This window comes from Bradyrhizobium sp. NC92 (genome assembly GCF_025200865.1).
In the GTDB taxonomy this organism is placed as follows: Bacteria; Pseudomonadota; Alphaproteobacteria; order Rhizobiales; family Xanthobacteraceae; genus Bradyrhizobium.
This window is the reverse complement of record NZ_CP104171.1, coordinates 7,741,399-7,764,761: the sequence shown is the minus strand read 5'-3', so window position 1 is coordinate 7,764,761 and position 23,363 is coordinate 7,741,399. Positions and strand designations below refer to the sequence as shown.

The following is a 23,363-nucleotide window of genomic DNA, read 5'->3' as shown; positions in this document are numbered from 1 at the left end:
GATATTTTATCTGATCATATATTATGAACGATAGCAAGGGGTGCCCAAGGTGAAGCTCGCAACGTTCAGATCGGCCGGTCAGGAGAAGATCGGCGCCGTCCACGCCAATGACAGCCAGGTGTTCGACCTCGCCGCCGCGGCCGCACGGGGCGGCGGGGCCGATCCGGCCTTCGCCTCGATGCTGGCGCTGATCGACGCAGGTCCCCGCGCGCTCGATTCTGCCCGGGCCCTGCTGGACAAGCACGGCCAGGACGCGACGCTGTCGGCGGCAGTCAGCGCCGTCGACATCCTCGCGCCGGTGCCGGAGCCCCGGCAAATGCGCGACGGCATGTCGTTTGCCCTGCACATCCTGCAGGCGCCGCGCGGGCAGCGGAAGCTCGCCGCACGCGCCAGGGGCGACATGGCGGAGTTGGCGCGCATCGACGCCGAGCCACTCGGCGAGCTGCCCGAGGTCTATCGCAAGCAGCCGATCTACTACATCACCAACCGCTTCAGCGTCCGCGGCACCAACACCACGGTGAAATGGCCGCGCTACAGCAAGGTGATGGACTACGAGCTCGAGTTCGGGATCATCACCAGGAACAAGGGCGCGAACATCACGCCTGCGAAGGCTGGGGATCACATCTTCGGCTACACCATCTTCAACGATTTCTCCGCGCGCGACGCCCAGCGCATCGAGATGGAGGGGCGGCTCGGCCCGGCCAAGGGCAAGAGTTTTGACGGCGGCAACGTGATGGGTCCCTGGATCGTGACGCCGGACGAGATCGGCGATCCCTATCGTTTGAAGATGGAAGCGCGCGTCAACGGCGAGACCCGCTCCAAAGGCGTCTCCGAGGGCATGCTGTTTTCCTTCGAGGAGATCATCGCCCACGTCACCCAGGACGAGACGCTGATGCCCGGTGAATTCATCGGCTCCGGCACGGTCGGCAATGGCTGCGGCCTCGAGCTCGGCTGGTTTCTCGAGCATGGCGATACGATCGAGCTCGAGGTCGAGAAGATCGGCATTTTGAAGAACCGCGTCGAGCGGCAAGAAACCTGAAGACGACGTCTGAAGGCGCGTCTGAAGCGACCGCCTGACGGCCGCCAACGAGAACAATCAACGAGGAAGCGCCATGACGAGCAAGCTGATCGACATCTCCGTCCCCCTCCAGAACGACGTGCCGGCCGATCCGCCCGGCAATCATCCGACGATCCAGTATATCAATCACCAGCAGGGCCTGCCGCGCATGCTGCAGTTCTTCGACGGACTGAAGGCCGAGGATCTGCCTGATGGCCAGGGCTGGGCGGTGGAGCAGGTCAGCCTCTCCACCCACAACGGCACGCATCTCGATGCGCCCTGGCATTTTCACCCGACCATGAATCGCGGCGAGCGGTCCTGGACCATCGATGAGGTGCCGCTGGAATGGTGCTTCCAGCCCGGCGTGAAGCTCGACTTCCGGCACTTGCCGGACGGCTACGTCGCAACGGCAAAAGACGTCGAGGCCGAGCTGAAGCGCATCGGCCATGAGCTGAAGCCGCTCGAGATCGTCGTGGTCAACACCAGCGCCGGCGCCAAATATGGCCGGCAGGACTACGTCACCTCGGGCTGCGGCATGGGCTATGAGGCAACCATGTACCTGCTCGAGCGCGGTGTGCGCCTGACCGGCACCGACGGCTGGAGCTGGGACGCGCCGTTCGTTCACACCGCGAAGAAATACGCCGAGACGAAAGACGCCAGCCTGATCTGGGAAGGGCACAAGGCCGGCCGTCATATCGGCTATTGCCATCTCGAGAAACTGCACAATCTCGAATTGCTGCCGCCAACCGGCTTCAAGGTGTCATGCTTCCCCGTGAAGATCGAACGAGCCTCGGCAGGATGGACAAGAGCGGTCGCGATTTTGGAGGGGTAAGTTCTCGGGCGCCTGTACGCGTCCGTAACGCTTCAAATGGCCGTCATCAGCAACGGCTATGTCCTGCCCGGCGATATCGAGAGGCGTTGGAACCAAGCCGGACAGCGATGGACCATTTGCCCGCGATGCAACATTCGCGCGTCTGGCACGCGGGCGCGGCGGCACAGGTAGGACTGGAAGATGAAGCCAGAACGGCCGCGGCTGCGCCAATGTGCCTTGTCCCGATTTGACGATCGCCCGCTTCCTGAGCACGATCCAGCTCGCATCAGCCGGAGGCTCGGAGCGCTTGCGCGAGGGGGTTGAGCAAGGCGGGTTTGCCTGAATAGGCGGTTGTCACCGCGGTGGTTGCGCCTTCCTCAATGCCAACTCTCTCGAGGCGCGCCATGCCCCGCTGGCAGAGCGTGCGAGCCGCGCGACTTGGCGACAAGCGTGCCAATATAGTCTTCGAGAGTGGTCCTCCCGCGTTCGAAGGGCTCTGACATGGCAAAGCCGCTATCGACGCTGACTGCGGTCATTCGCGCATAAGATTCGGCCGCTGCGGCAGAGAAGCCCAGCTTTCGATAAGTCGCAATCCATTGATCGCGCGGTAGGACCTCGACCTTCACCGGACTGCCGAGCGCCGCCGCGAAGACGTCCGCTACGTCCTGCGGCGAATATCGCTCGGGCCCTTCGACATAATGTACATCATGATCGCAAGGTGGCTCCAGTAGACGGCGCGCGGCCGCTTTGCCGAGATCGGCGGGCGCGACCATCGGGATCTTCATGTCTCCCGGAATCATTGTCGGCAACACGCCTCCCGTCGCGGCACTGAGCATTTCGTCCCAGTTGCTCATGTAGTAGGCGCCTCGCTGTATGGTCGCCGGTATCGATCGCGCGGCAAGCGCCTGCTCGAAATCGTAGAGGATATTGAGATCGCCGCAGCGCTCGCCCGGCTGGGCGCCATAGGTGGATGCCGCGACGACTTTCTCGAGACCGGATCCGTCGACGGCCGCGACGATGCTCCGAACAGTAGCATGTTCCTCACGATCGGTGTCGGCCGAGACATCGGCGTTCGGGTTTAGCAGGAAAGCGCGGGTGCCCGTTCTGAACACCGCACGCAGGGCGTCGGTGTTGCGCACATCGACGACCACGGTCTGGGCGCCGCGTTTGCGCCAATCGGCTTCGTTGTTGCTGCTATGAAGCACGGCCGTGACTGGCCGACCTGCATTCAGCAACGTCGACGCCACTGCCGAGCCGACACGGCCGTTTGCTCCGATCACGATGAACATTTCTGCTCTCCATCAGGCTGAACCGGGTAAGTATTCCAGTCGCCCATGGTTCCGTAATCGAGCAAGCGGATCATAGGAAGGGCGTAAATCACAATTGCCGGAGGCACCTCGTTCCGACACCTCCTCTCAATGATTCGGCGACCGTTCGCGGCAGTGGTGCGGCCCCTCGGTGGTTGCGCATCCCCGCAACCAAGTTTGGATTTATCCGGACACGAGACGAAATGGCTCGCATGAGCCGGGGCCATTTTTGTTTCGGGTTTTGTGACCTTATAGAGATCATCGTCCGCCAAACGACCCTTGTAGATCGGATTGCGCGGCGCGCGCGGCCAATGACAGCAGAAGGTGCTCAGTACGCGAGCTTTGGATACCAGTCGGTGCCGCGCCCCTCTGGCGTGGTGTCGAGGATGGTCCAGAGCGGATCGATGTCGGGCGCGCCGCGTGGGTCCTGTTGTGGGTCGGCCATCGTGGCCCCCATCTCGCCGGACCAGAAATGCCGGATTGTGCCGTCGCGCTGCGTGAACACGCTGTAACCGGGCACGTCGGCGTCTTCGGCGCTGACGTAATCGCGGGTGTAATCGCCGGAGATGTCGGAGAAGATCTTGTGTCGTGACCAGCCACGCGCCTTCTTTGCCTCGATCAAACGCGCGATCGGCGACCGCGCGATGAAGACGAAGGCAATACGCTGCTCGACGTCGGGCAATTTGTGCTCCCACGTGCTCATGAATGAGGTGCACATCGGGCATGGCGTCTGCCGCTGCGGCCCGAACATGTAGCTGTAGATCGCAAGCGTCTGCTTGCCGTCGAACAAGTCGGAGAAATTCGCTTTGCCGTTCTCGCCCTCGAACACGTAGTTTTTCGTCACCTCGCCGCCGGGCGGCAGCGCCCGGCGCAGTTTAGCCACACGCTCGATTTGGCGACGCAGCTCGATCTCCTCGGCCAGCAGGCTTTGCCGGGCGCGGCGGTAGTCGGCGCTTTCGTTGGGAAAATGGGCCTTGTTCGTGCGAGCGAGTTCGGAAGCAGGCCTCAGGATGGAACTATCCATGGCTTAACCTCTGGTTAGGGCCGATATCTCTGAAGACGTTCGGCGACGCCTCGTTCCGACACCTCCACTCACCTATTCGGAATGTTTTCGCGATCGCAACATCGTTCGAACGACACGATATCGCGGCGGAACCCAACCTGCATCCGCGGCGTCGATGTCAGATGGCGGGATAGGATTGCTTCTTGGTTCGCCGTCGTTCGGAAAGGGCTCGTCCCATGAAGTTTGAGGATTTTGAAGCCGCCGATGTTCAGGCCGAGGACGCGCGGATTTTCATACGCCGGGGCGGTTCTGGACCGGCCATTCTCCTGCTGCACGGATTTCCCCAGACGCATCTGATGTGGCGAGACGTTGCGCCGTTGCTCGCGCAAGACTTCACCGTCGTTTGTGCCGATCTTCGCGGATATGGTCGCAGCGCTTGTCCGCCCTCCAGCCCGGACCACGCGCCATATTCGAAACGGGCGATGGCAAAGGACATGGTGTCCGTCATGACAAAGCTTGGCTTCACCCGTTTCTCGGTAGCGGGCCATGATCGCGGCGGCCGCGTCGCTTATCGGCTTGCGCTCGACCATGGCGAACGCGTGGAACGGCTCGCCGTCCTCGACGTCGTTCCGATCGCCGATGCCTGGGAACGCGCCGACAAGAAACTGGCCGTCGGCTATTGGCCTTGGTCATTGCTCGCGCAGCCTGAGCCGCTCCCCGAGCGGCTCTTGTCCGCAGCACCCGATGCCGTCGTCGACAATGCGCTCCATGGTTGGGGGTCGAGCGCAGACAGTTTCAGTTCAGCCGTACGGGCGGCCTACGTCGAGGCGTTGCGCGATGAGGCGCATGTTCATGCGATCTGCGAGGAATATCGCGCGGCGGCGACAATTGATCACGAGCACGATCTGGCCGATCGCAATTCCGGCCGTCGGATCGATTGCCCTGTTCTCGTCCTCTGGAGCGGCCGCGGACCGTTGAATTCATGGTATGCGGGCGCGGGTGGCCCCTTGGGGTTATGGCGAAACTGGGCCGGCGACGTGCAAGGAAAGCCGCTCGATGGAGGACATTTCTTCCCGGAGGAGCTTCCGCAGCAGACCGCCGACGAGTTGAACCGGTTCTGCGGCATGCGCTAACGGCGTGGCCGGCATGCCGCCACAGTGATTCCTTGCGGCCAAACGCAATGCTCCTGCCACGGTCGGTTCGCTTACGGTCGAGCATCACGCCAGAGCTGAATCAGCCCGACCCCCGGCCTGTCCGACCTCCTGCGATGATGCCACTATGCTCCTGTTTTGCCCGACGAAGCAAATCGCGGGAGACGTCATTCGGAATGGGCGGCAACGATCGCGGCCAATTCTCCTCGGCTCGCTTGGGCGCGCCGGACGGGCGAGTCAAACCACGATCCCTTGGCTTTTTGGCTCCTGAAATCCTGCCCGACCCGCAGCCAATCCCGCGCCCCACCTAACCCATTGATCTTGCAACCATCGTCTACTGTGCATGGGGTTGTTTTCGCAGTTTTGAGGTCGGGCTCGCCTGTTGCAGCGCAAGAGCGCGGCTGGCTGCCCCACAAGTCCCTTGCGTGGCTCCCGGGGTCGGCTACCGTTGCCGGGTTAGCCAATGCGGCAGTCGACCTTTTGATTCACGTTTTTTAGCATCCGATTGTTCGGCGCCGCTCTTGGCGCGACGCCCAGCGAACGAGGCGGGGCCATGATCACACGGGACCAGTCGGCATTGTTGGCGCCGGTCGAGCGCGATTTGCGGCTCGATCTCTTCCGCGGCATCGGCTTGTGGATGATCTTCCTCGACCACATCCCGCACGATGTCGTGGCCTGGCTGACGCTGCGCAATTTCGGCTTCAGCGATGCCGCCGAGTTCTTCGTCTTCATCTCCGGCTATCTCGTCGGCTGGATCTACGGGCCGATCGTCGCCGGCGGCTGGTTCCTCGCCGCGCTCAAGCGGCTGTGGCGCCGCGCGGCGGAGATGTACGTCGCCCACATCATGCTGTTCCTGTTGTTCACCGCGCAGATCGCCCGCACCGCGCGCCGCTTCGACAATCCGATGTACGAGCACGAGTTCAACGTGTTCAATTTCCTGGCGCATCCGGACGAGCTGATCGGGCAGGCGATCCTGTTGAAGTACAAGCCGGTCAATCTCGACGTGCTGCCGCTCTACATCACGCTGGTGTTCGCCGCGCCCTTCATCGTGTGGGGCCTGGTGCGGCGGCCGAACCTGACGCTCGCCGGCTCGGTGGTGCTCTACGTGCTGTCGCGCTGGTTCGACTGGAACGTGGCGTCCTATCCGCCCGGCAGCCACTGGTACTTCAATCCGTTCTGCTGGCAGCTGATGTTCGTGTTCGCGGCATGGTGCGGCATCGGCCAGATCGACAAGATCGCCCGCTGGGTGTGGTCGAAGCCGGCGATGGCGCTGGCTGCGGCCTGGCTGGTCTTTGCGCTGCTGATCGTGATGACCTGGCACGTCCACGCGCTGGAAGCCTTGATCCCGAAATGGATGATCAAGGCGATCTACCCGATCGACAAGACCGACCTCGACATGCTGCGCTTCACTCACTTCCTGGCGCTGGCGATCTGGGTGACCTATTTCCTGACGCGCAAATGGCGGCCGCTGTACCGCGGCTGGCTGCGCCCCGTGATCCTCTGCGGCCAGCATTCGCTGCCGATCTTCTGCCTGGGCGTGTTCTTGTCGTTCTCGGCGCACTGGATCCTCACTCAGTACAACAAGGGCATCTGGGAGCAGCTTGCCGTCTCCATCGCCGGCATCGTTATCATGATTGGCGCGGCCTGGCTGCTCGACCGGGCCAAGCGGGTACCGAACCTGTTCGTGAAGGTGACGGAGGTCGAGGAGACGGCATTGCAAAGCACGCCGGCGGCGACGGCCGCGGCAGTGCCTGCGGCTCGTTGATACATCGCGCATCCGGCTACCACGTGGCGAAGGAGAGATTCATGTCGAGACGCGTGTTGACTATCGCCGGCGTCCTGCTGCTCCTCACCTGCGCTGCATCGGCACAGACGCCCTCGCCGGAGACGATGGACGCGGCGCGCAAGCTCGTGGTCACCTTGAGGATCGCGGAGCCCTATCGCGCGCTATTGCCGCAGCTGTTGCTCAAGCTCCGCCCGGTGGTCGCGCAGGACCGGCCGGAGATCGAGCGCGACTATGACGCGATGACGGCCGCCGGCTCCGAGATCTACGCTCCGGCCCTTGCGGCGATCACCGACCAGATCGCCGCGCTCTATGCTGCGAGTTTCAGCGTCGATGAGTTGCGCCAGATCGAGGCGTTCTATGCCCAGCCCGTGGGGCAGAAGTTCCTGGCCAAGTCGGATGCGCTGGCGCAGGCGAGCGCGCAGGTCGGCCAGGACGTCAGCCAGAAGGTCGCCGACGACCTGAAGCTGCGTCTGATCGAGACGCTCCGGCAGAAGGGGCGCAAGCCCTGAGCCGTATTGATGTGCGGCATCCGTCGTGCCGACTCATTCAGCTGCGGCCTCAGTTTGACGGCGCTGACAGCGCCGATTACGCTCCGCGGAACACGAAAGCTCGCGGCATTTGTGCTGAGCGAAAATTCCACGGGGAAGAAATGACCGTCGACACCGCAGCCACCATCTCGAAAGCGCGCGAGCATTCCATCGGCGATCTGCTGCGCCGCTCCGCAGGCCGCGAGCCGAACAAGCTCGCGGTGAGCTGCGGCGACGTGAGCTGGAGCTTTGCCGAGATGGACGCGATCTGCAACCGGCTCGGCCGCGGCCTGCTCGGGCTCGGCGTGAAGAAGGGCGACCGCCTCGCGGTGCTCTCGCGCAACTCGCATGCCTTCGCGGCGCTGCGCTTCGCCGTGGCACGGATCGGCGCCGTGCTGGTGCCGATCAACTTCATGCTCAATCCGGACGAGATCAATTTCATCCTGAAGAGCTCCGGCGCAAAGCTGCTCGCGACCGGTCCCGACTTCGTCGAGCCGGCACGCGCGGCGAGCGCGAAGGATTGCGCGGTCGAGAAGATGATCTGGCTGCCGGGCGAGGATCCCGCCACCGCGCCCACGGGCCTCACCACCTTCGACGATCTCTTGCATGCCGACGGTTCGTTCCTGGACGCGTCGCTCGACAGCCGCGATCTCGCGCAGATCGTCTACACCTCAGGCACGGAATCGCTGCCCAAGGGCGCGATGCTGATCCATGAAGCCGTGATGTGGCAGTATGTCAGCTGCATCATCGACGGCGGCATGAGTGCGGAGGACAAGTTCCTGCACGCCCTTCCGCTCTATCACTGCGCCCAGCTGGATGTGTTCCTGGGCCCGCAGGTTTATCTCGGCGCCTCCGGCGTCATCACGGGCAAGCCGACCGCCGACAACATCCTGGCGCTGATCCAGGCGCACAGGATCACCTCGTTCTTCGCGCCGCCGACGATCTGGATCGCGATGCTGCGCTCGCCGAACTTCGACAAGACCGATCTGTCGACCTTGCAGAAGGGCTATTACGGCGCCTCGATCATGCCGGTGGAAGTCCTGCTCGAGCTTCAGCGCCGCCTGCCCGCCGTGAAGTTCTGGAATTTCTACGGTCAGACCGAGATCGCGCCGCTCGCGACCGTGCTGCGGCCGGAGGATCAGCTCCGCAAGGCCGGGTCGGCCGGCAAGCCCGTGATCAATGTCGAGACGCGGGTCGTCAACACGGCGATGGAGGACGTTAAGGTCGGCGAAGTTGGCGAGATCGTGCATCGCTCGCCGCATCTGCTTTCCGGCTATTACAACGATCCGGTCAAGACCGCGGCGGCATTCGCCGGCGGCTGGTTTCACTCCGGCGATCTCGCCACCGTCAACGAGGAAGGCCACATCACCGTGGTCGACCGCGTCAAGGACATGATCAAGACCGGCGGCGAGAATGTCGCGAGCCGCGAAGTCGAGGAGATGGTCTACCGCATCCCCGCCGTCTCCGAGGTCGCGGTCGTCGGCCTGCCCGATCCGCGCTGGATTGAGGCGGTGACCGCCATCGTCGTGGTCAAGACCGGGGAAAAGCTCGACGAAGACACCGTCATCAAGCACTGCGCCGGTCAGATGGCGCATTTCAAGGTCCCCAAGCGCGTGATTTTCGTGGACGCCTTGCCGAAGAATCCGAGCGGCAAGCTGCTCAAGCGCGAGCTGCGCCAGCGCTTCGTCGGCGGCGAGACGCTCGACAAGGCGGTGCAGAAGAGCTTCGGGACCTAGCAGGCATCGTTCCGGCGCCGTCGCGGCGGAAGCGGCCTATTCGGCCTCGCTGGCCAGCTTCCTGACATCGTCGGGCGTCGCCCCGAAACGGCGGCGAAACGCGCGATGGAAGTAGGAGACGTCGTGAAATCCAGCGAGGTGCGCGATCTCGATGATCTTGCGCGAGCGCAGGCCCGGGTTCCGAAGCAGCCGCTCGGCGCGCAGCAGACGTTGCTCGAGCACGAAGCCACTATAGGTGATGCCGGCCTTCTCGAACAGCAGCTGGATCGTGCGCGCGCTGATGCGGTGCGTGGCCGCAATGTCGGACAGCGACGGCGCGGCGCTGTCCAGCTGCGCCAGGATGTCGGCCTTGATGGCTTCGAAACGCGCCGCCGCAAGGCCGCGCAGTCGCGCCTCCTCGGCGACATCGCCGCGCGCTCCGATCATCAGCACGGCGAGGTCGAACAGGTGCTGCGAGACCGCATCGAGCTCCGCGGGGGCGAGCTTGTCGGCATGCGCGTGTGCGAGGTCGTAATACCGCAGGAACATCGACGTGATCGGGTTGGCGCCAGGAATCGCGCGTGCAATCAGGTCCTCGGCGTTCGGGCACGCGCGCAGCAGCGCCTTGCGCGGCAGCAGCGCGGTCTGGAAATTGCCATGCGTTATCTGCGTGATGCGGGCGCCCTTGATCGAGGGATCGCCAATCGTGACGTCGCCCGCCGCGATCTCCAGCGGGCGCTTGCCCATCGCCCCGCTCAAGGCCGAATTGGGCGACATCGTAACGATCAACTCATCGTTCGTCCCCAATGACACGAAAGACATCGGCGTGCCGAACGAGGCCGAGAGTCTGAGGCGGGGAAGAATGGCCGGCGCAATGGTCCGGTGAACCCGTCCTTCGCCCACCGGCACGAAATCGACGTTAGCGACCTGCCGACAGAACTGCTCGCGCCATTGTTCATAGGCCGCACCATTCGGGTCGCCATCGAATGAGAGCTGCGGCTGGGTCATCGATCGCCGGAACGCCTATTGCCGATTCATTGCGGTTCGCACTTTTGTCGGCGCGCCGGGGATGCGGCAACTCAAAAAGCACCGGATTGCGCGAAAAACCACTCGCAACTACGCGCGGAGCCAGCGACCAGGTGCCGCAGCCTGCTTATTGGGCAGATCGGAGGCGGGCAGTTTGCGCCGCGCCCGCCGTGCGGCGCTGTGGCTCAATACTTCTTCACCGCCGCGCCGAAAGTCAGCCATAGCGCGATCGACGCGAGGCCGAAGCTGCCGAGCAGCAGGAAGGTCGGCCCATAGCCGATCCATTGCGCGATCCAGCCGCCGAGGGCGGGACTGAGGCTGGCGCCGACGCCCTGCACGGTGATCACGGCGCCCTGGCCGAGATTGATGCGGCCGGTGCCGTTGAGCGAGCGCGCGACCATGCCGGGGACGGCGACGGTCTGCAGTCCGGTGCCGATGCCGTCGAGCACCTGCATCGGCACCACGCCCCACCATCCCGTGACGAAGAAGGCGAGCACGCCGCGGACCGGCAAGAACATGAAAGACACCAGGATCACCGGCCAGTAGTTGCGCTTGCTCGCGGCCTTCATCGCGATCAGCGACGTCACGGTCATCACGCCTTGTGCGATCACCACGGTGGTTGCGACGAAGCTCGGCCCGTTGGCTTGTCCCTCGGCGACCGCGGCAAGTCCGTACAGCGGCACGATCGCGGCATTGCCGAGATGGAACAGCGCGAGGGCGAGAGCCAGCACGAGCAGCGCCTTGTGCTTCAGCAGCATCGCCATCGCATCCGGCGGCGCCTTGGAATCGTCTTCCTTGCTGCCGCGCGCGGCACGGTCGTCGATCGCCTCGGCTGGAATCATCATGACGCAGGCGATGGCGATGGCACCGAACACGGCCGCCAGCGCGAACACGGCGACATAGCCGAACTTGTAGCCGAGATAGCCCGACAATGCGGCGCCAACCATGTTGCCGGCATGGTTGAAGGCCTGGTTGCGGCCGTTGAGCGCATTGAAGCCCTTCTGCTTGGCGATGCCGAGCGTGATGCCCGTGACCGCCGGCACGATTGCGGCGCTCGCCAGCGATTGCGCGACTTGCGAGAACGTCACCGCCCAGAAGTTTTGCGAGATCAGGATGATCGCGGATGCCGCGACCACGCAGATGCCGGGAATGACGACCCAGAGCCGCTTGTTGCGGCTGGAATCGATGAAGCCGCCGATCGGCGTGGTGATCAGCATGCCCGCGACATTGCCGATGGTCATGGCGGTGCCGATCAGCCCGCTGGCCCAGCCGCGCTCCTGGAGGAACACCCCGACGAACGGCCCGATGCCCGACTGCATGTCGGCCATGAAGAAGTTGAGCGCGAACAGGGGCCAGATGCGAGACGTTGAAGGGCGCGATGTCATCAGACGCTGAACTTGATGCTGCCGATCGAATCGGATCTCGCATGAGGCGGGGTCGGCGGGCGCTGCGGGTGCCCGAGGCGGACCAGAACTTAACCTGCTCTCATCGCATTGGTTCCGGTTGCTCTTGCGATCCGACGACTGCGACGTCATGTCTTGCAAGAATGGACTCAAGATGGATCACTGCAATGGCCCTCTGGACCTGCGCAACCTGCGGCGCTCAATTCCCGGATAGCAGAAATCCCCCTGCGGCCTGTCCGATCTGCGAGGACGAGCGCCAGTTCGTCGGCTGGAGCGGTCAGGCCTTCCTCACGCGCGAGGAGCTCGCGCGCGAGCACCGACTGGTGGTGCGCGACGATCTCGGCCTGACCGGGATCGGGATGGAGCCCAGCTTTGCCATTGGTCAGCGCGCGCTGCTGGTGCCCGACGGCGACGGCTGCGTGATGTGGGATTGCCTTCCGCTCGCGACCGATGGGGTCAACCAGCACGTCGCAGCACTCGGCGGCCTCAAGGCAATCGCGATCTCGCATCCGCATTACTATGGCGCGGCCGCCGACTGGAGCGACACGTTCGGCGGCGTGCCGGTCTATCTGCACGCCGACGATCGCGCCTTCGTCACGCGGCCTCATCCGGCGATCGTGCACTGGACCGGTGAAAGCCATCGCCTCTCCGACGACGTGCTGCTGCTGCGCACCGGTGGTCATTTCGCCGGCGCCACGGTGCTGCACTATGCGCATGGTGCGGACGGGAAGGGCGCGCTGCTCACGGGGGATATCGCGCAAGTCACGATGGACCGGCGCTTCGTCAGCTTCATGTATTCCTATCCGAACTACATGCCGCTCAACGCCGCCGCGGTGCGGCGCATTGCGTCAGGCGTCGATCCGCTCGCCTTCGACCGGATCTACGGCGCCTGGTGGGGCCGTAACATCGCCAGCGGTGCCAAGGTTGCGTTTGCTGCGTCCGTCGCGCGCTATCTCGCGGCCATCGCCTGAGCCGGGCTGCGGATCGGATTTATCTTGCCGCTCTCGAATAACTGTACTAAAGGTACATTATAAGGCGAGCGGCGCGGCCGCGAAAGCCGGCATGATCGATGCATCGCGACGCAGAGAAGGCCGCCGTGAGCGGGAGCTGGGTGCATGACGGCGCAACGCGATTACGAGATTTTCAAGGCCGGCGACGTCACGCTCCAGTCCGGGACCGTGTTTCCCGCGCTGAAGCTCGCCTACAAGACCTACGGCACGCTGAGCGCCGACAGGGACAACGTCATTCTCTATCCGACCTCGTTCAGCGCGCAGCACACCGACATTGAATGGCTGATCGGTCCCGACGGCGTGCTCGATCCCACGCGTTATTTCGTCATCATCCCGAACCTGTTCGGCAATGGCCTGTCATCCTCGCCCTCGAACACGCCCGCGCCCTTCCCCGAGGTGAGCTATCACGATGCCATCGCGGTCCAGCACCGGCTGCTCACCGAACACTTCGGCATCTCGAAGCTTGCGCTGGTCTATGGCTGGTCGATGGGTGGCATGCAGGCCTATCACTGGTCGGCGCTGCATCCGGACATGGTCGCGCGCGCCGCGGTCGTCTGCGGCAGCGCCCGCTGTGCCCCCTACAACCACGTCTTCCTCGAAAGCGTGAAGGCCGCGCTCTCGACCGATCCCGCCTTCCGCGACGGCCGTTTCGTGGAAAGACCTGTCGCCGGCTATCGTGCCATGGGGCGCGTCTATGCCGGCTGGGCGATGTCGCACGGCTTCTATCGCGACGAAGTCTGGCGCGAAGCTGGCTTCACCTCACTCGAGGATTATCTTACCCGCGCCTGGGATGCGACCTTCGCGCGGCGCGATGCCAACGATCTTCTGGCGCAAATCGGCATCTGGCAGCGTGGCGACATCAGCCGCTGTGCGGCCTTCGCCGGCGATCTCGACCGCGCGCTGGCGGCGATCAAGGCCCACATGCTGCTGTTGCCTGGCGCGACCGACCGCTATTTCGACCTCCGCGATAACGAGGACGAGCTCGGCAAGCTCGTCAATGCAAAGTCAGCCGTGCTGCATCCGATCCCATCGCTGCATGGCCACCGCGCCGGCAACCCCGTCAACAATCCGCACGACCAGGCCTTCATCAAGGCCGAGATCGCCGAGCTTCTCCGCAAATAGGGCACGCAACCGATCATGAGCGACGCAACCAATTCGGACGCCGGTCATCGCCTGAAGCCGCTGACGCCGGCCACGCTGCGCGAATTGTCGGTTCGCTCCAACGTCAGAGGTTCGGTGCAAAGCCTCGGCCATTACGGCGCGATTATGCTGATGGGCGCGCTGATCTTTTTCGTTTCGTCGAGCTGGGGCGTGCTCTGGGCGCTGCCGCTGATGGTGGTGCAGGGCTATGTCGTCGCCTTCCTGTTCATGGCGGTGCACGAGACCGCGCACAAGACCGCGTTCAGGAGCCGCGGCCTCAATCTCGGCGTCGGTTATCTCTCGGCATTCATCATCGGGCTGCCTTACGAATATTACTGCCTGTTTCACTGGGACCATCATCGCTACACGCAGGATCCGGAAAGGGATCCCGAGCTGATCGTTGGCGTGAAGCCGACGTCCGACACCCAGCTTGCGCTCGCCTATAGCGGCCTGCTCCAGGTCGCCGGCCGTCTGCGGCTGATGCTGGGCCATGCGATCACCGGCAAGGTCGTCGTGCCATGGATACCCGAGAGCAAGCGCAGCACCATCGTGGCCGAGGCGCGCGCCTATGTCGCGCTCTACGCCCTGCTGCTCGCGCTCTCGCTGTGGTTCTCTTCAGCGCTGCTGCTCTGGGTCTGGATCGTGCCGCTGATCATCGGGCAGTGCTTCCTGCGGCCCTATCTCTATGCCGAGCATACCGGCTGCGACCGCACCCGCAGCGCCTTTCAGAACACCCGCACCACCTATACCGGTGCCATCGTCAAATGGTTCGCGTGGAACATGCCCTATCATGTCGAGCACCACGCTTATCCCTCGATCCCCTTTCACGCGCTGCCGAAGCTCAACGCGATCGTCGATGGCGAGATCGTCCATCGCGGCCGCGGCTACATCAGAACGACGCGCGAGACCTGGGCCTGGTTTCGCCGGCAGCGGCAGGCGGGCTAGCTCAACGCAAAACTCCGGCCGCGATGCGACCGGAGCTTTGTCGTGAAGGCGAGATATCAGTAGATCCCGTAGGCGCAGACATTCACGACGCGCACGCGCAGGCCGTGACGGGTCTGGACCAGGCGCTCCTGGTAGCAATTGCTGACGCCGGTGTTGACATAGACGCCGCCAAAGCCCCAGCCGGGACCCCAGTGATGACCCCAGTGGTGATGATGGAAGCCACCGGCCGAAGCGGCGGTGGGCGCGAGAGCGGCAACGCCGAGCGAACCGGCGGCGATCAGACCAAGTGCAAGCTTACGAAACATCTTCATTCTCCATTCGGCGCTAGGGCCAGTGTTGCGTCCCTGGCTTTCGGTCGAGACGAGACGCGATCGCGTTCATGGCAGGCGCGAAGAATCGTGTTTCAGGAATGTTTCGTCGGCTGCAGCAAAATGTGCCGCGATCAGGCTTTGCGCGCCGCGGGATAGCGCGCGGCCATCGCTTGCGTCATCTCGGCCATCTTGTCGCGGAGATCGGCGGGTTCCAGCACTTCGGCCTCCGGGCCAAGCCGCAGCAGTTCGGCCGCTGCGTGCCACGACGTCTTGCCGACCGGGACGCGCGCAATGCGCCAGCCGTCTGCGTCGGTCGTCTCCTCGAGCTGCGTGCGCGCCTTGACGTAGGGCTGGCTCAGCGCGTCGAGCAGCTTGACGCCGAACGGCGACAGCCGGACGATCGCGACATTGGGATGCATCTCGGCTTCGAGACGAAGTGTCGCAGCGTGCCAGTAAGCAGCGAGATCGAAATCGGCGGGGCGGTCGAAGCGGTCATCGAGCGCCGCGCAGTCGAGCACGCGTGCGACGCGATAGGTGCGCACGCTGCCGTCGACTTGTCCTGCGAGATACCAACTGCCGCCCTTCAGCACGAGGCCGAGCGGTGCGACACGGCGCTGCTTCTCCGCACGCCAGCTCTGGTACCGAATCCTGATCAGCGTCCCGCGCAGCACCGCGCCGGCGATGGTGCGCAGGTGCTTCGGGTCTTCCGCTTCGCCGAACCAGCCGGGCGCGTCCAGGTGGAAACGCTCCTGCATCCGCCCGGCATCCTCGCGCAAATTCGCAGGCAGGGCCGCCATCAGCTTGTTTTGGGCGGCGATCATCGCGGCATCGAGCCCGAGCGCCGCGGCCGGGCCGGGCAACCCCGCCAGGAACAGCGCGCCGGCCTCGCTCTGCGACAGCCCGTTCAGCCGCACGCGATAGCCGTCGAGCAGGCGATAGCCGCCTTCCGCGCCACGGTCGGCGTAAACGGGAACGCCGGACGCCGCGAGCGCGTCGATGTCGCGATAGATCGTGCGCACCGACACTTCGCAGGCCTCCGCGAGTTCGGGCGCGGTGACCTGTCCCCTGGCCTGGAGGGTGGTGAGGATCGACAGCATCCGGCTCGCGCGCATGATCCCTTAAACCATACCTGACACAGGATGTCAGGTATGGTTCGCTACAAGGCTCGCCTCGCCAGACGGCACCGAGGAGACCTGCCATGACCGATTCGAACCGCATCACGCTGTATTATTCGCCCCAGACGCGTGCCACCGGCACGCGTGTGCTGCTGGAGGAGCTGGGTGCGCCCTACGATCTCCATGTCCTCAACATGAAGACCGGCGAGCAGCGCAAGCCCGCCTATCTCGCCATCAACCCGCTCGGCAAGGTGCCTGCGGTTCGCCACGGCGAGGCGCTGGTGACCGAGCAGGTTGCGATCACCATCTATCTCGCCGATCTGTTCCCGCAGGCGGGGTTGACGCCCGCTCTGAACGATCCGCTGCGCGGGCCTTATCTGCGCTGGATCGCCTATTACGGGTCGTCGTTCGAGCCGGCCTTGATCGACAAGTTCATGCAGCGTGAGCCAGCGCCGATCACGCAATCGCCTTATGCCGATTACGATACGATGCTGGGTGCGCTCGAGGCCCAGCTGGCGAAAGGACCCTATCTGCTCGGCGAGCGCATGACGGCGGCGGACGTATTGTGGGGCGTCGCCTTCAGCTGGACCATGATGTTCGGCATCGTGCCGAAGAAGGACGTCTTCGTCCGTTATGCCGAGCGCATGACGGCCCGGCCGGCGTTCCAGCGAATCAATGCCGCCGACGCCGAGATGGCGGCGCAGCATGCCGCTGTGGCGGGCGGATGAGAGGGCGCTTCAAAACCGCGGTGCCCGCTTCTCGGCGAATGCTTTGATGCCTTCCTTGATCTCGTCGCCGCGCATGCTGTCGCGGTGGCGCCGGTCGGCGGCGGCTTCGTCGAGCTCGCCGCGGGCGAACTCGTTGATCGCGCGCTTCATGCCGCGCATCGCCTGCGGCGCGTTGCCGGCGAGGATCGCAGCGAGCTTGTCGACCTCCTCGTCCAGGAATTCGATCGGCACCATCGCGGTGAGATAGCCGATGCGCAGCATCTCCGGGGCGCTGATCTTCTGCGCGGTCAGGAACAGCTTCTTCGCATTGTCGACGCCGAGGCGGGTGACGTAGCGTTTGATCCCGCTCGGGTAATAATGCAGCCCGAGCCGCGCCGCCGGCATGAACATTTCCGCGGTATCGACGCCGATGCGGAAATCGCAAGCGAGTGCGAGGTCGGTCGAGCCGCCATAGACCCCGCCATTGAGCCGGCAGATCGTCGGTACGCCGAGATCCTCGAGCCGGTTGACCACCGCCTCGAAGGCGGAGCCCGCGCTTTGCTGCTCGCTCGCGCTGACCGCGCGTTCCGCCACTGAATTGAGATCGTAGCCGGCGGAGAAGGCGCGCCCGGTTCCGGTCAGCACCAGCACGTGAATTGCGGGGTCGGCCTCGATCCGGTCGAACAGTCTGACGAGCTCGTCGAGATCCTCCGCCTGCAGCCGGTTGAGATGTTTCGGCCGGTTGAGGCGGATGGTGGCGCGGGCGCCGGTGACTTCGAGCAGCGGGCCGGTGGCTGCGTCGGCTGTGTCCGACATTCTTGTCTCCATTGCTTAATTGTTTTCGCGCGCGCGCCGCTTTGCTTCCGCATCGATGGTTTCGGCGAGATCCGGATGCCGTGCCATCAGCACGCGGAAATCGACGAGGTCGAGCACCAGCAGCTGCGACACCTTCGTGGTCGAGACGTTGGCCCCGCGCTTGTTGTTGCCGAGCAGCGCCATCTCGCCGAAGAAGGCGCCTTCGCCGAGCTGCACCTTCTTGCCGGGCAGATCGACCTCGACCTCGCCGGCGGCGATGAAATACATGCAGTCACCCTGCGCACCTTTGCGGATGATCGTGGTGCGCGCCGGCAGCTCGATGGTGCGCAGCATGTGGGTGACGTCGGCGATCGCCGCCGGTCCCAGGGTTGCGAAGAACGGCACCTTGCTGACGGATTCCCAGGTCTTGAGGAAATTGTCGCGCCGTGTCTCCGCGGCAAAGCCGGTCGCCAGGATACCGGTCCAGAGGCCGAACACGCCGAGGCCCGAGATCATCACCAGCGCTGCCACCAAGCGGCCCAGCGGGGTGACCGGCACGACGTCGCCATAGCCGGTCGTGGTCAGGGTCACCACCGCCCACCACAATGCGCTCGGGACGCTGCCGAATGTCTGCGGCTGCACGTCCCGCTCCAGGAAATATTCAGCGACGGAGGCGAGGAAGACCACCATCAGGAAGATCACGAGCACGCTGACTAACGGCCCCGATTCCAGCACCAGAACGCGGCGCAGCTGCCGCAGGCCGGGAATGCCCGGCACCACCTTCAGCACCCAGAGCACGCTGAGCAACCAGGCCGTCTTCGGCTCGACGCCGAGGAGAAGCGCGGCCGGTACGGCCAGCGCCCCGATCGCATCGACGATGCCGGCGGAGGAGGAGACGTAGAGCGAAAGCCGCCCTTGCCGCGCCATATGGCGCAGCCGCACCAGCCATTCGAACACGAAATAGGCGAGGCAGGTCCAGAGCAGGGCGCCGACCCAGCCCCACGCCTCTTTGGCCCGGTTGTCCGTCAGCAGCACCATGCCGAGCACGCCGACGGTCACCGCGACATAGGCCGCCTTGGTCATGTTGCGGCCGGCCGTGGCGGCCGCGAACTGGGCCAGAGCGGAGATCAGCGGCTTGGACATGCGAAGAAGGCTATTCGGTCTCGGGGCAGGTCTCGAGGCCCCGGATGGGACGTCGGCGCCAAAGTGCCTGCCCGGGCGGAGGCCGTCAACGACGGTGCAGGTCGTTTTGCCGGCGTCGCTGCGCCGGGCCCGCCGTCGGTGCCGCCATCGCCGGCGGGGTGCTACCTGAAATGTGGCGGTTCGTCGTAGCCGCGGCGACTGCTGAAGAACAGCAGCACCATCAGCCCGACGCCGACAATGACGGAAAACCCCGCGCCCAGCGCCAGTGCCACATAGCCTTCCGTCGGGATCGGCTCACCTTCGACCGCCATTGCGGAATAGGCGAAGTAGCCGGCCGCCGCCAGCATTGCCAGAAGGAGGATGATGAGGAGTGCACGCATGCCGCGTTCTCCGGTTGCAATCGGAAACCAACGGTTGCGAATGGGCAGGGTTCCAGACGGCGTGCCGCAGAGTCGGGGACCCTGTGGCAACGCAAATCGTGGAAGTTCCTGGGTCCCGGCTCAACGCTGCACTGCCTTCGGCATTGCAGCTTGTCCGGGACACGAGAAAGGCGGGTCGTCCAATCCGGCGGTATCAGGCGCTCTGGGCGGTCTTCACCACCACGACGTTGCTGTCGTCCAGCGGAGCCGGCCCGGCATCGCGCCCCGTCTTGTCAGCCTCGCCGGCATGACGTTTCAGATAGTCGCGGCGCATGCCGATCTCGTCGCGGACGAACTCGTAGCCGAGCTTGAAGGTGTCGAGCCCGTCGGTACTGATCGTGCCGTCCCTGAGGCCGATGACGGCACCGCGCAAGATGGTCTCGAGCTCATCCTGGAGACATTCGAGCTGATCCAGCGAGTGGGCGTGCTCGATCCGCTCGCCGATGTCGAGGATGGCGGTCGAGAGCTCGCTGGCCTTCTCCGGCGCGATACGGGTGATCTTGGCGTAGATCGCGGCGAAGATCGAGCCGATGATGCTGAGCGCTGCGGCGCCCAGATACATCAGGTCGCTGTATTTATCCATGAACGACTTGGTATCGTCGTTGATGTAGTCGGCGGCGCCCCGATGCGCGATCACGAAGGCGTCCTTCTCGACCGAGGCCGGCTCGATCCTGGTGGCAAAGCCGTTGTCGAGTCCGAGCGCCGACTTGTTCTCGTAGACGATGCGCGCGAGCTCGCCGGCCGTGGTCGGGGACATCCTGGATTGCGCGACCAGCAGCCATTCGAGCCCGATCGTGTCGAGATCGTCGTCGGGAATCTGCGGGGACGTCGACACCGAGCCCGCTGTCACGGTCTCGTCGGAAATGCCGGGGAATTTGCGCGCCAGCGTCTTGGCTTCGTCGATGGCGTTCAGCGTGAAGCCGCCGCGCTTGGCGGCTTGCTCGTAGGATTTATCCCGGATCGCCTTCGAGGCGTGGACGATGGCGATCACTGCGCTGAAGCCGTTTGCCGGGGCAAACAGCTTGTCGAGCGTCGCGCCCTGCGGCGCCATCTGGATTTTCGTAGCCTCGGGACCATCGGGGACGTCGAGGATGCTGCGCACGAAGGCGAGCGAGGATTCGTTCTCGGCGACGACGGCGACCTTCTTCTTCTTCAATTCGGCGAGCGACTTGATCTTCTTGTTACCGGGACCGAGCAGGAGCACGAGATCGTGCTCGAGGATCGCGAGTGTACGCGCCCGCAGCGGCACCTTTGCGTCCGTGCGCAGCACGGCGAGGTCGGCCTGCCTGCGGTCGAACTGCGCGAGCGCCTTGGCATTGTCGGCGTTGCTGACGATGTTGATCCGGAAGCGCGATGCGTTGTTCTTCAGGAGGGCGGCGAGCTTGGCTGCGAACAGCGCCTCGTCGCTGTTGGGACCGCCGACGGCGAAGGTCAGCGTCTCCGAATTGTGCACCAGCGTGCGGCCGGCCCAGACGGTGGCAAGCGACAGCAGCAGGGTCAGCACGACGTAGAGGAAAACCTGCTGCTGGTTGGTCTTGATCACCTTGGGACGCCGGGGCGGTGGCACGGTCGGCGATGCAGTGGGGCCTTCAGTACTCATGGCAGCACTCTGGCCTTATCGTTTGGCTGACGGCGCCTGGCTTGGAAGCGCAGCCGGCCCGGTAATTCGTAAACGCCTGAAAAAAGAACGAGATTCCCGATCGCCGATGATAGCGCGAAGGGAGCGGAATGCAAATTTCGAGCCGGAGGTAACCTTACTCGAGATGTCCGCGGCGATTGGTCATCCTATCACCAGTTAGCCACACTTGGCGATTTTCCAGTTCCACCCGGCTGCATTCCGCCGCGGGAGATGTCATAAATCACGCGTCCCGGCGATTTGACCGGTCCAAGAAGAAGTTGCGCTGAACGCTCCAATTCTTCTCGTCACGTCAATGAGGCGTCAGCTTGTCGTTTCCACCCATGTCATCGGCGATTCCGGTTGAAGCGCTCATTGGCTGGATGTCGCTGCTCACCTTCAAGCACGTCATCGCCGATTTCGTTCTTCAAACCGCCTGGATGGCGCACGGCAAGGACCAGAAGCATGGCTGGGCCCTGCCGCTCCTGGTGCACTGCCTGGTCCACCTTGCCGTCGCGCTGCCGCTGATCGTGATCGTGGCGCCGAGATTCTGGTTCGTCGCCTTCATCGACTTCGCGATCCACATCACGATCGACCGCGCCAAGGGATTCGTCTCCGCCAATTTCGGCGTCGACCTCGCCCATCCCTGGTTCTGGACCCTGATCGGCGTCGACCAGGCGCTGCATCACCTGACCGGCTTCGGCCTCTCCATCTTCATGGCGGCGAACTGAGGCCTGCGGCCCAGTGGCCAGACGTGGATGGCCGGGACAAGCCCCGGCCATGACGCTGTGGTGGCGTTTGCGCTTCACTGCGCCACTCTGATTCACGGCAAGGGCGCAAGCACCCCGGGTGACTACCGGGCAGCGTGGTTAACCTTTCGTTAGAGAATTGCGCTGCATCTTCCCCACACGAGGGAGAACTGCAATGTTTTCAAGCCGCGATGCCTTTGAAAGCGATTTCTGCCCGGTCCGCGACGAGCTCCTTGGCGAGATGTATCGCGCCAGCGAGAGTGGCCTGCCGAGGCTGGTTGAGAGTGTTTCCCCTGACGTGCGCGCCAGGCTGGCGCTGTTCTGCTACCACCGCAGCCATTTGCACTCGCTGGCGGTCGCGATCGCAGCGAGCTGCAGCGAGCGCGACCTGATCGAGAATGGCGGCCGCGTCGGCTCGACGCTCTTCGCGCTGTCGCGCGAACGCACGGCGAAAGCTTCAACGTCGCTGTCGGGAGGGCGCAAGCCGATCACGCTGTCGACCAAGCCGCTCTCGGTGCTTGCACCGCTCGATGACGAGCTCGACGACGAGATCGAAGCGGTTCCGGCCTAAGAGATCTCGATAACGGGCAGGCCGAACTTCCGCCGCGCCATCGCGCATTCGGCGTCGCCCGGCATGCAGGTGCGGCACACCTCCGGCCGCACGTCATAGATACCGCAGGCCGTCGTCTTTCCGATCTCGCCTTGCAACGCCGCGCAGCGATCGCCCTCGCAGCGCATGCCCGATTGCCGGTCGTTGACGAGCGCCGCCGGGATCAGCGCAAGCTCCTCGTCGCTCTCGATCGAGAAGCGCGGCCAGTTCTGCGAATAGCCGCAGCAGGCACCGCAGCCCTGGCAACAGCTCGACAGCTCGGTCTCGTCCATCGTCCTCACGTGTCCTTCGGCGGACCCCAGACCAGGCTCTGCCGCCATCTCGCGCGCAGCACGTCGCGCCGCTCCGGATATTTCTCGTCGAGATAGGTCGCCTCGACCACGCGGTCGGTGCGGAAGCTGCGGAAGTCGCCGCGCAGCTCGCACCAGGCCGCCAGCAGCCGCACCGCTTCGAGATAGCCGACCGAGATCGGCCAGATCATGCGCTCGCTGGGGCGGCCCTGCTCGTCACGATAACGCAGCATGATCTTCTTGCCTTCGTGGATCTGGGTGCGGGTGCGCGCCATGTCCAGGCGGTCGGGTTCCCGGTTCCAGCTCGGCCGCGCCCGGCTCGCCGGCTCCAGCACGAAGGGGCGCAGGCGCTCCGGCACGGTGTCGGCGATCTTGGCCATCAAGTCTTCGGCCGCGCGCGCCAGCGCGGAATCGGCGTGCCCGGCGACCCATTGCGCGCCCAGCACGGCCGCCTCGATCTCGTCGGGCGTCAGCATCAAGGGCGGCAGGTCGAAACCCTTTTCCAGGATGTAACCCATGCCGGCTTCGCCGCGGATCGGCACGCGCTGGCCGATCAGGGTTGCGATGTCGCGATAGATGGTGCGCTTCGAAGTCTCGAGCTCGGCCGCGATCGCGTCCGCCGTCAACGGCTTACGCGTGCGTCTCAGCACCTGGATGATTTGAAACAGCCGGTCGGCGCGTCTCATGACAGGTCTCTTGTCGCTGCTTTTTCTAAGGTGGTGTTTTCA

24 protein-coding genes are annotated in these 23,363 nt (G+C 64.3%); 12 read left to right on the top strand and 12 right to left on the bottom strand.

Going from position 1 to position 23,363, the window contains the following annotated elements; genetic code table 11:
* Positions 1-49 precede the first annotated feature (49 nt).
* The gene (locus N2602_RS36085; protein ID WP_260383798.1) at positions 50-1,039 is read left to right on the top strand and encodes a fumarylacetoacetate hydrolase family protein; all 990 of its coding nucleotides are present in this window, start codon (positions 50-52) and stop codon (positions 1,037-1,039) included.
* A 73-nt stretch (positions 1,040-1,112) separates the two neighbouring features.
* Positions 1,113-1,889 (top strand): cyclase family protein, encoded by a 777-nt coding sequence (locus N2602_RS36080; RefSeq protein WP_260381079.1) that lies wholly within the window; start codon positions 1,113-1,115, stop codon positions 1,887-1,889.
* A gap of 356 nt (positions 1,890-2,245) precedes the next feature.
* Here the strand turns inward: N2602_RS36080 and N2602_RS36075 are convergent, their stop codons facing one another.
* Entirely contained in the window at positions 2,246-3,157 is a 912-nt protein-coding gene (locus N2602_RS36075) for an NmrA family NAD(P)-binding protein (RefSeq protein WP_260381078.1), read from the bottom strand.
* A gap of 346 nt (positions 3,158-3,503) precedes the next feature.
* Positions 3,504-4,199, bottom strand: a complete 696-nt coding sequence (locus N2602_RS36070) for a DUF899 family protein (protein ID WP_212260072.1) — start codon at positions 4,197-4,199, stop codon at positions 3,504-3,506.
* 215 nt (positions 4,200-4,414) lie between these two features.
* Between N2602_RS36070 and N2602_RS36065 the strand changes: the two genes are divergently transcribed.
* The 4 genes from N2602_RS36065 to N2602_RS36050 all read left to right on the top strand — a co-directional run bounded on the left by N2602_RS36065 (position 4,415) and on the right by N2602_RS36050 (position 9,378).
* Entirely contained in the window at positions 4,415-5,311 is an 897-nt protein-coding gene (locus N2602_RS36065) for an alpha/beta fold hydrolase (protein ID WP_172787058.1), read from the top strand.
* A gap of 571 nt (positions 5,312-5,882) precedes the next feature.
* Positions 5,883-7,094, top strand: coding sequence for an OpgC domain-containing protein (locus N2602_RS36060; protein WP_260381077.1), 1,212 nt, complete (start codon positions 5,883-5,885; stop codon positions 7,092-7,094).
* 41 nt (positions 7,095-7,135) lie between these two features.
* Positions 7,136-7,624 carry a DUF2059 domain-containing protein gene (locus tag N2602_RS36055; RefSeq protein ID WP_260381076.1) on the top strand — a complete coding sequence of 163 codons (489 nt, stop codon included), beginning with the start codon at positions 7,136-7,138 and terminating at the stop codon, positions 7,622-7,624.
* A 140-nt stretch (positions 7,625-7,764) separates the two neighbouring features.
* Complete coding sequence (locus N2602_RS36050) at positions 7,765-9,378, top strand: acyl-CoA synthetase (RefSeq protein ID WP_260381075.1); 1,614 nt, start codon at positions 7,765-7,767, stop codon at positions 9,376-9,378.
* Between the two features lie 36 nt (positions 9,379-9,414).
* Here N2602_RS36050 and N2602_RS36045 read toward each other — a convergent pair whose 3' ends face one another.
* Both N2602_RS36045 and N2602_RS36040 read right to left on the bottom strand, forming a co-directional pair.
* Positions 9,415-10,365: an AraC family transcriptional regulator gene (locus tag N2602_RS36045; RefSeq protein WP_260381074.1), complete on the bottom strand. Its 951-nt coding sequence runs from the start codon at positions 10,363-10,365 to the stop codon at positions 9,415-9,417.
* A 203-nt stretch (positions 10,366-10,568) separates the two neighbouring features.
* Entirely contained in the window at positions 10,569-11,768 is a 1,200-nt protein-coding gene (locus N2602_RS36040) for an MFS transporter (RefSeq protein WP_260381073.1), read from the bottom strand.
* Positions 11,769-11,953: 185 nt separating this feature from the next.
* On the opposite strand from N2602_RS36040, the gene N2602_RS36035 reads away from it, so the two are divergent.
* The 3 genes from N2602_RS36035 (at position 11,954) to N2602_RS36025 (ending at position 14,881) form a co-directional block, all read left to right on the top strand.
* Positions 11,954-12,757, top strand: coding sequence for an MBL fold metallo-hydrolase (locus N2602_RS36035; protein WP_260381072.1), 804 nt, complete (start codon positions 11,954-11,956; stop codon positions 12,755-12,757).
* A 144-nt stretch (positions 12,758-12,901) separates the two neighbouring features.
* A complete protein-coding gene (locus N2602_RS36030; protein ID WP_260381071.1) occupies positions 12,902-13,918 on the top strand; it encodes an alpha/beta fold hydrolase in 1,017 nt (338 codons plus the stop codon).
* Positions 13,919-13,933: 15 nt separating this feature from the next.
* Positions 13,934-14,881, top strand: a complete 948-nt coding sequence (locus N2602_RS36025; protein ID WP_260381070.1) for a fatty acid desaturase — start codon at positions 13,934-13,936, stop codon at positions 14,879-14,881.
* A 56-nt stretch (positions 14,882-14,937) separates the two neighbouring features.
* On the opposite strand, the gene N2602_RS36020 is transcribed toward N2602_RS36025, so the two are convergent.
* Together N2602_RS36020 and N2602_RS36015 are read right to left on the bottom strand one after the other, a co-directional pair.
* The gene (locus N2602_RS36020) at positions 14,938-15,186 is read right to left on the bottom strand and encodes a hypothetical protein (RefSeq protein WP_027574962.1); all 249 of its coding nucleotides are present in this window, start codon (positions 15,184-15,186) and stop codon (positions 14,938-14,940) included.
* Positions 15,187-15,323: 137 nt separating this feature from the next.
* Positions 15,324-16,304 carry a YafY family protein gene (locus tag N2602_RS36015; RefSeq protein ID WP_260381069.1) on the bottom strand — a complete coding sequence of 327 codons (981 nt, stop codon included), beginning with the start codon at positions 16,302-16,304 and terminating at the stop codon, positions 15,324-15,326.
* Between the two features lie 86 nt (positions 16,305-16,390).
* Here N2602_RS36015 and N2602_RS36010 point away from each other — a divergent pair, with 86 nt between their 5' ends.
* Positions 16,391-17,035 (top strand): glutathione S-transferase family protein, encoded by a 645-nt coding sequence (locus N2602_RS36010; protein ID WP_260381068.1) that lies wholly within the window; start codon positions 16,391-16,393, stop codon positions 17,033-17,035.
* Positions 17,036-17,044: 9 nt separating this feature from the next.
* On the opposite strand, the gene N2602_RS36005 is transcribed toward N2602_RS36010, so the two are convergent.
* The 4 genes from N2602_RS36005 to N2602_RS35990 all read right to left on the bottom strand — a co-directional run bounded on the left by N2602_RS36005 (position 17,045) and on the right by N2602_RS35990 (position 20,971).
* Complete coding sequence (locus N2602_RS36005; protein ID WP_260381067.1) at positions 17,045-17,830, bottom strand: enoyl-CoA hydratase/isomerase family protein; 786 nt, start codon at positions 17,828-17,830, stop codon at positions 17,045-17,047.
* Positions 17,831-17,845: 15 nt separating this feature from the next.
* Complete coding sequence (locus tag N2602_RS36000) at positions 17,846-18,952, bottom strand: cyclic nucleotide-gated ion channel (RefSeq protein WP_260381066.1); 1,107 nt, start codon at positions 18,950-18,952, stop codon at positions 17,846-17,848.
* A gap of 161 nt (positions 18,953-19,113) precedes the next feature.
* Positions 19,114-19,332 (bottom strand): hypothetical protein, encoded by a 219-nt coding sequence (locus N2602_RS35995; RefSeq protein WP_035997220.1) that lies wholly within the window; start codon positions 19,330-19,332, stop codon positions 19,114-19,116.
* 193 nt (positions 19,333-19,525) lie between these two features.
* Entirely contained in the window at positions 19,526-20,971 is a 1,446-nt protein-coding gene (locus N2602_RS35990) for a TAXI family TRAP transporter solute-binding subunit (RefSeq protein ID WP_172787072.1), read from the bottom strand.
* A gap of 398 nt (positions 20,972-21,369) precedes the next feature.
* Here N2602_RS35990 and N2602_RS35985 point away from each other — a divergent pair, with 398 nt between their 5' ends.
* Both N2602_RS35985 and N2602_RS35980 read left to right on the top strand, forming a co-directional pair.
* Entirely contained in the window at positions 21,370-21,717 is a 348-nt protein-coding gene (locus N2602_RS35985) for a DUF3307 domain-containing protein (RefSeq protein WP_172787180.1), read from the top strand.
* A gap of 193 nt (positions 21,718-21,910) precedes the next feature.
* Positions 21,911-22,306, top strand: a complete 396-nt coding sequence (locus tag N2602_RS35980; RefSeq protein ID WP_172787073.1) for a hypothetical protein — start codon at positions 21,911-21,913, stop codon at positions 22,304-22,306.
* Here N2602_RS35980 and N2602_RS35975 read toward each other — a convergent pair.
* Entirely contained in the window at positions 22,303-22,617 is a 315-nt protein-coding gene (locus tag N2602_RS35975; RefSeq protein ID WP_172787074.1) for a YkgJ family cysteine cluster protein, read from the bottom strand. The two genes, N2602_RS35980 and N2602_RS35975, sit on opposite strands and share 4 nt — an antisense overlap.
* A 5-nt stretch (positions 22,618-22,622) precedes the next feature.
* Entirely contained in the window at positions 22,623-23,321 is a 699-nt protein-coding gene (locus N2602_RS35970) for a YafY family protein (RefSeq protein WP_025033709.1), read from the bottom strand.
* Between the last annotated feature and the right edge of the window lie 42 nt (positions 23,322-23,363).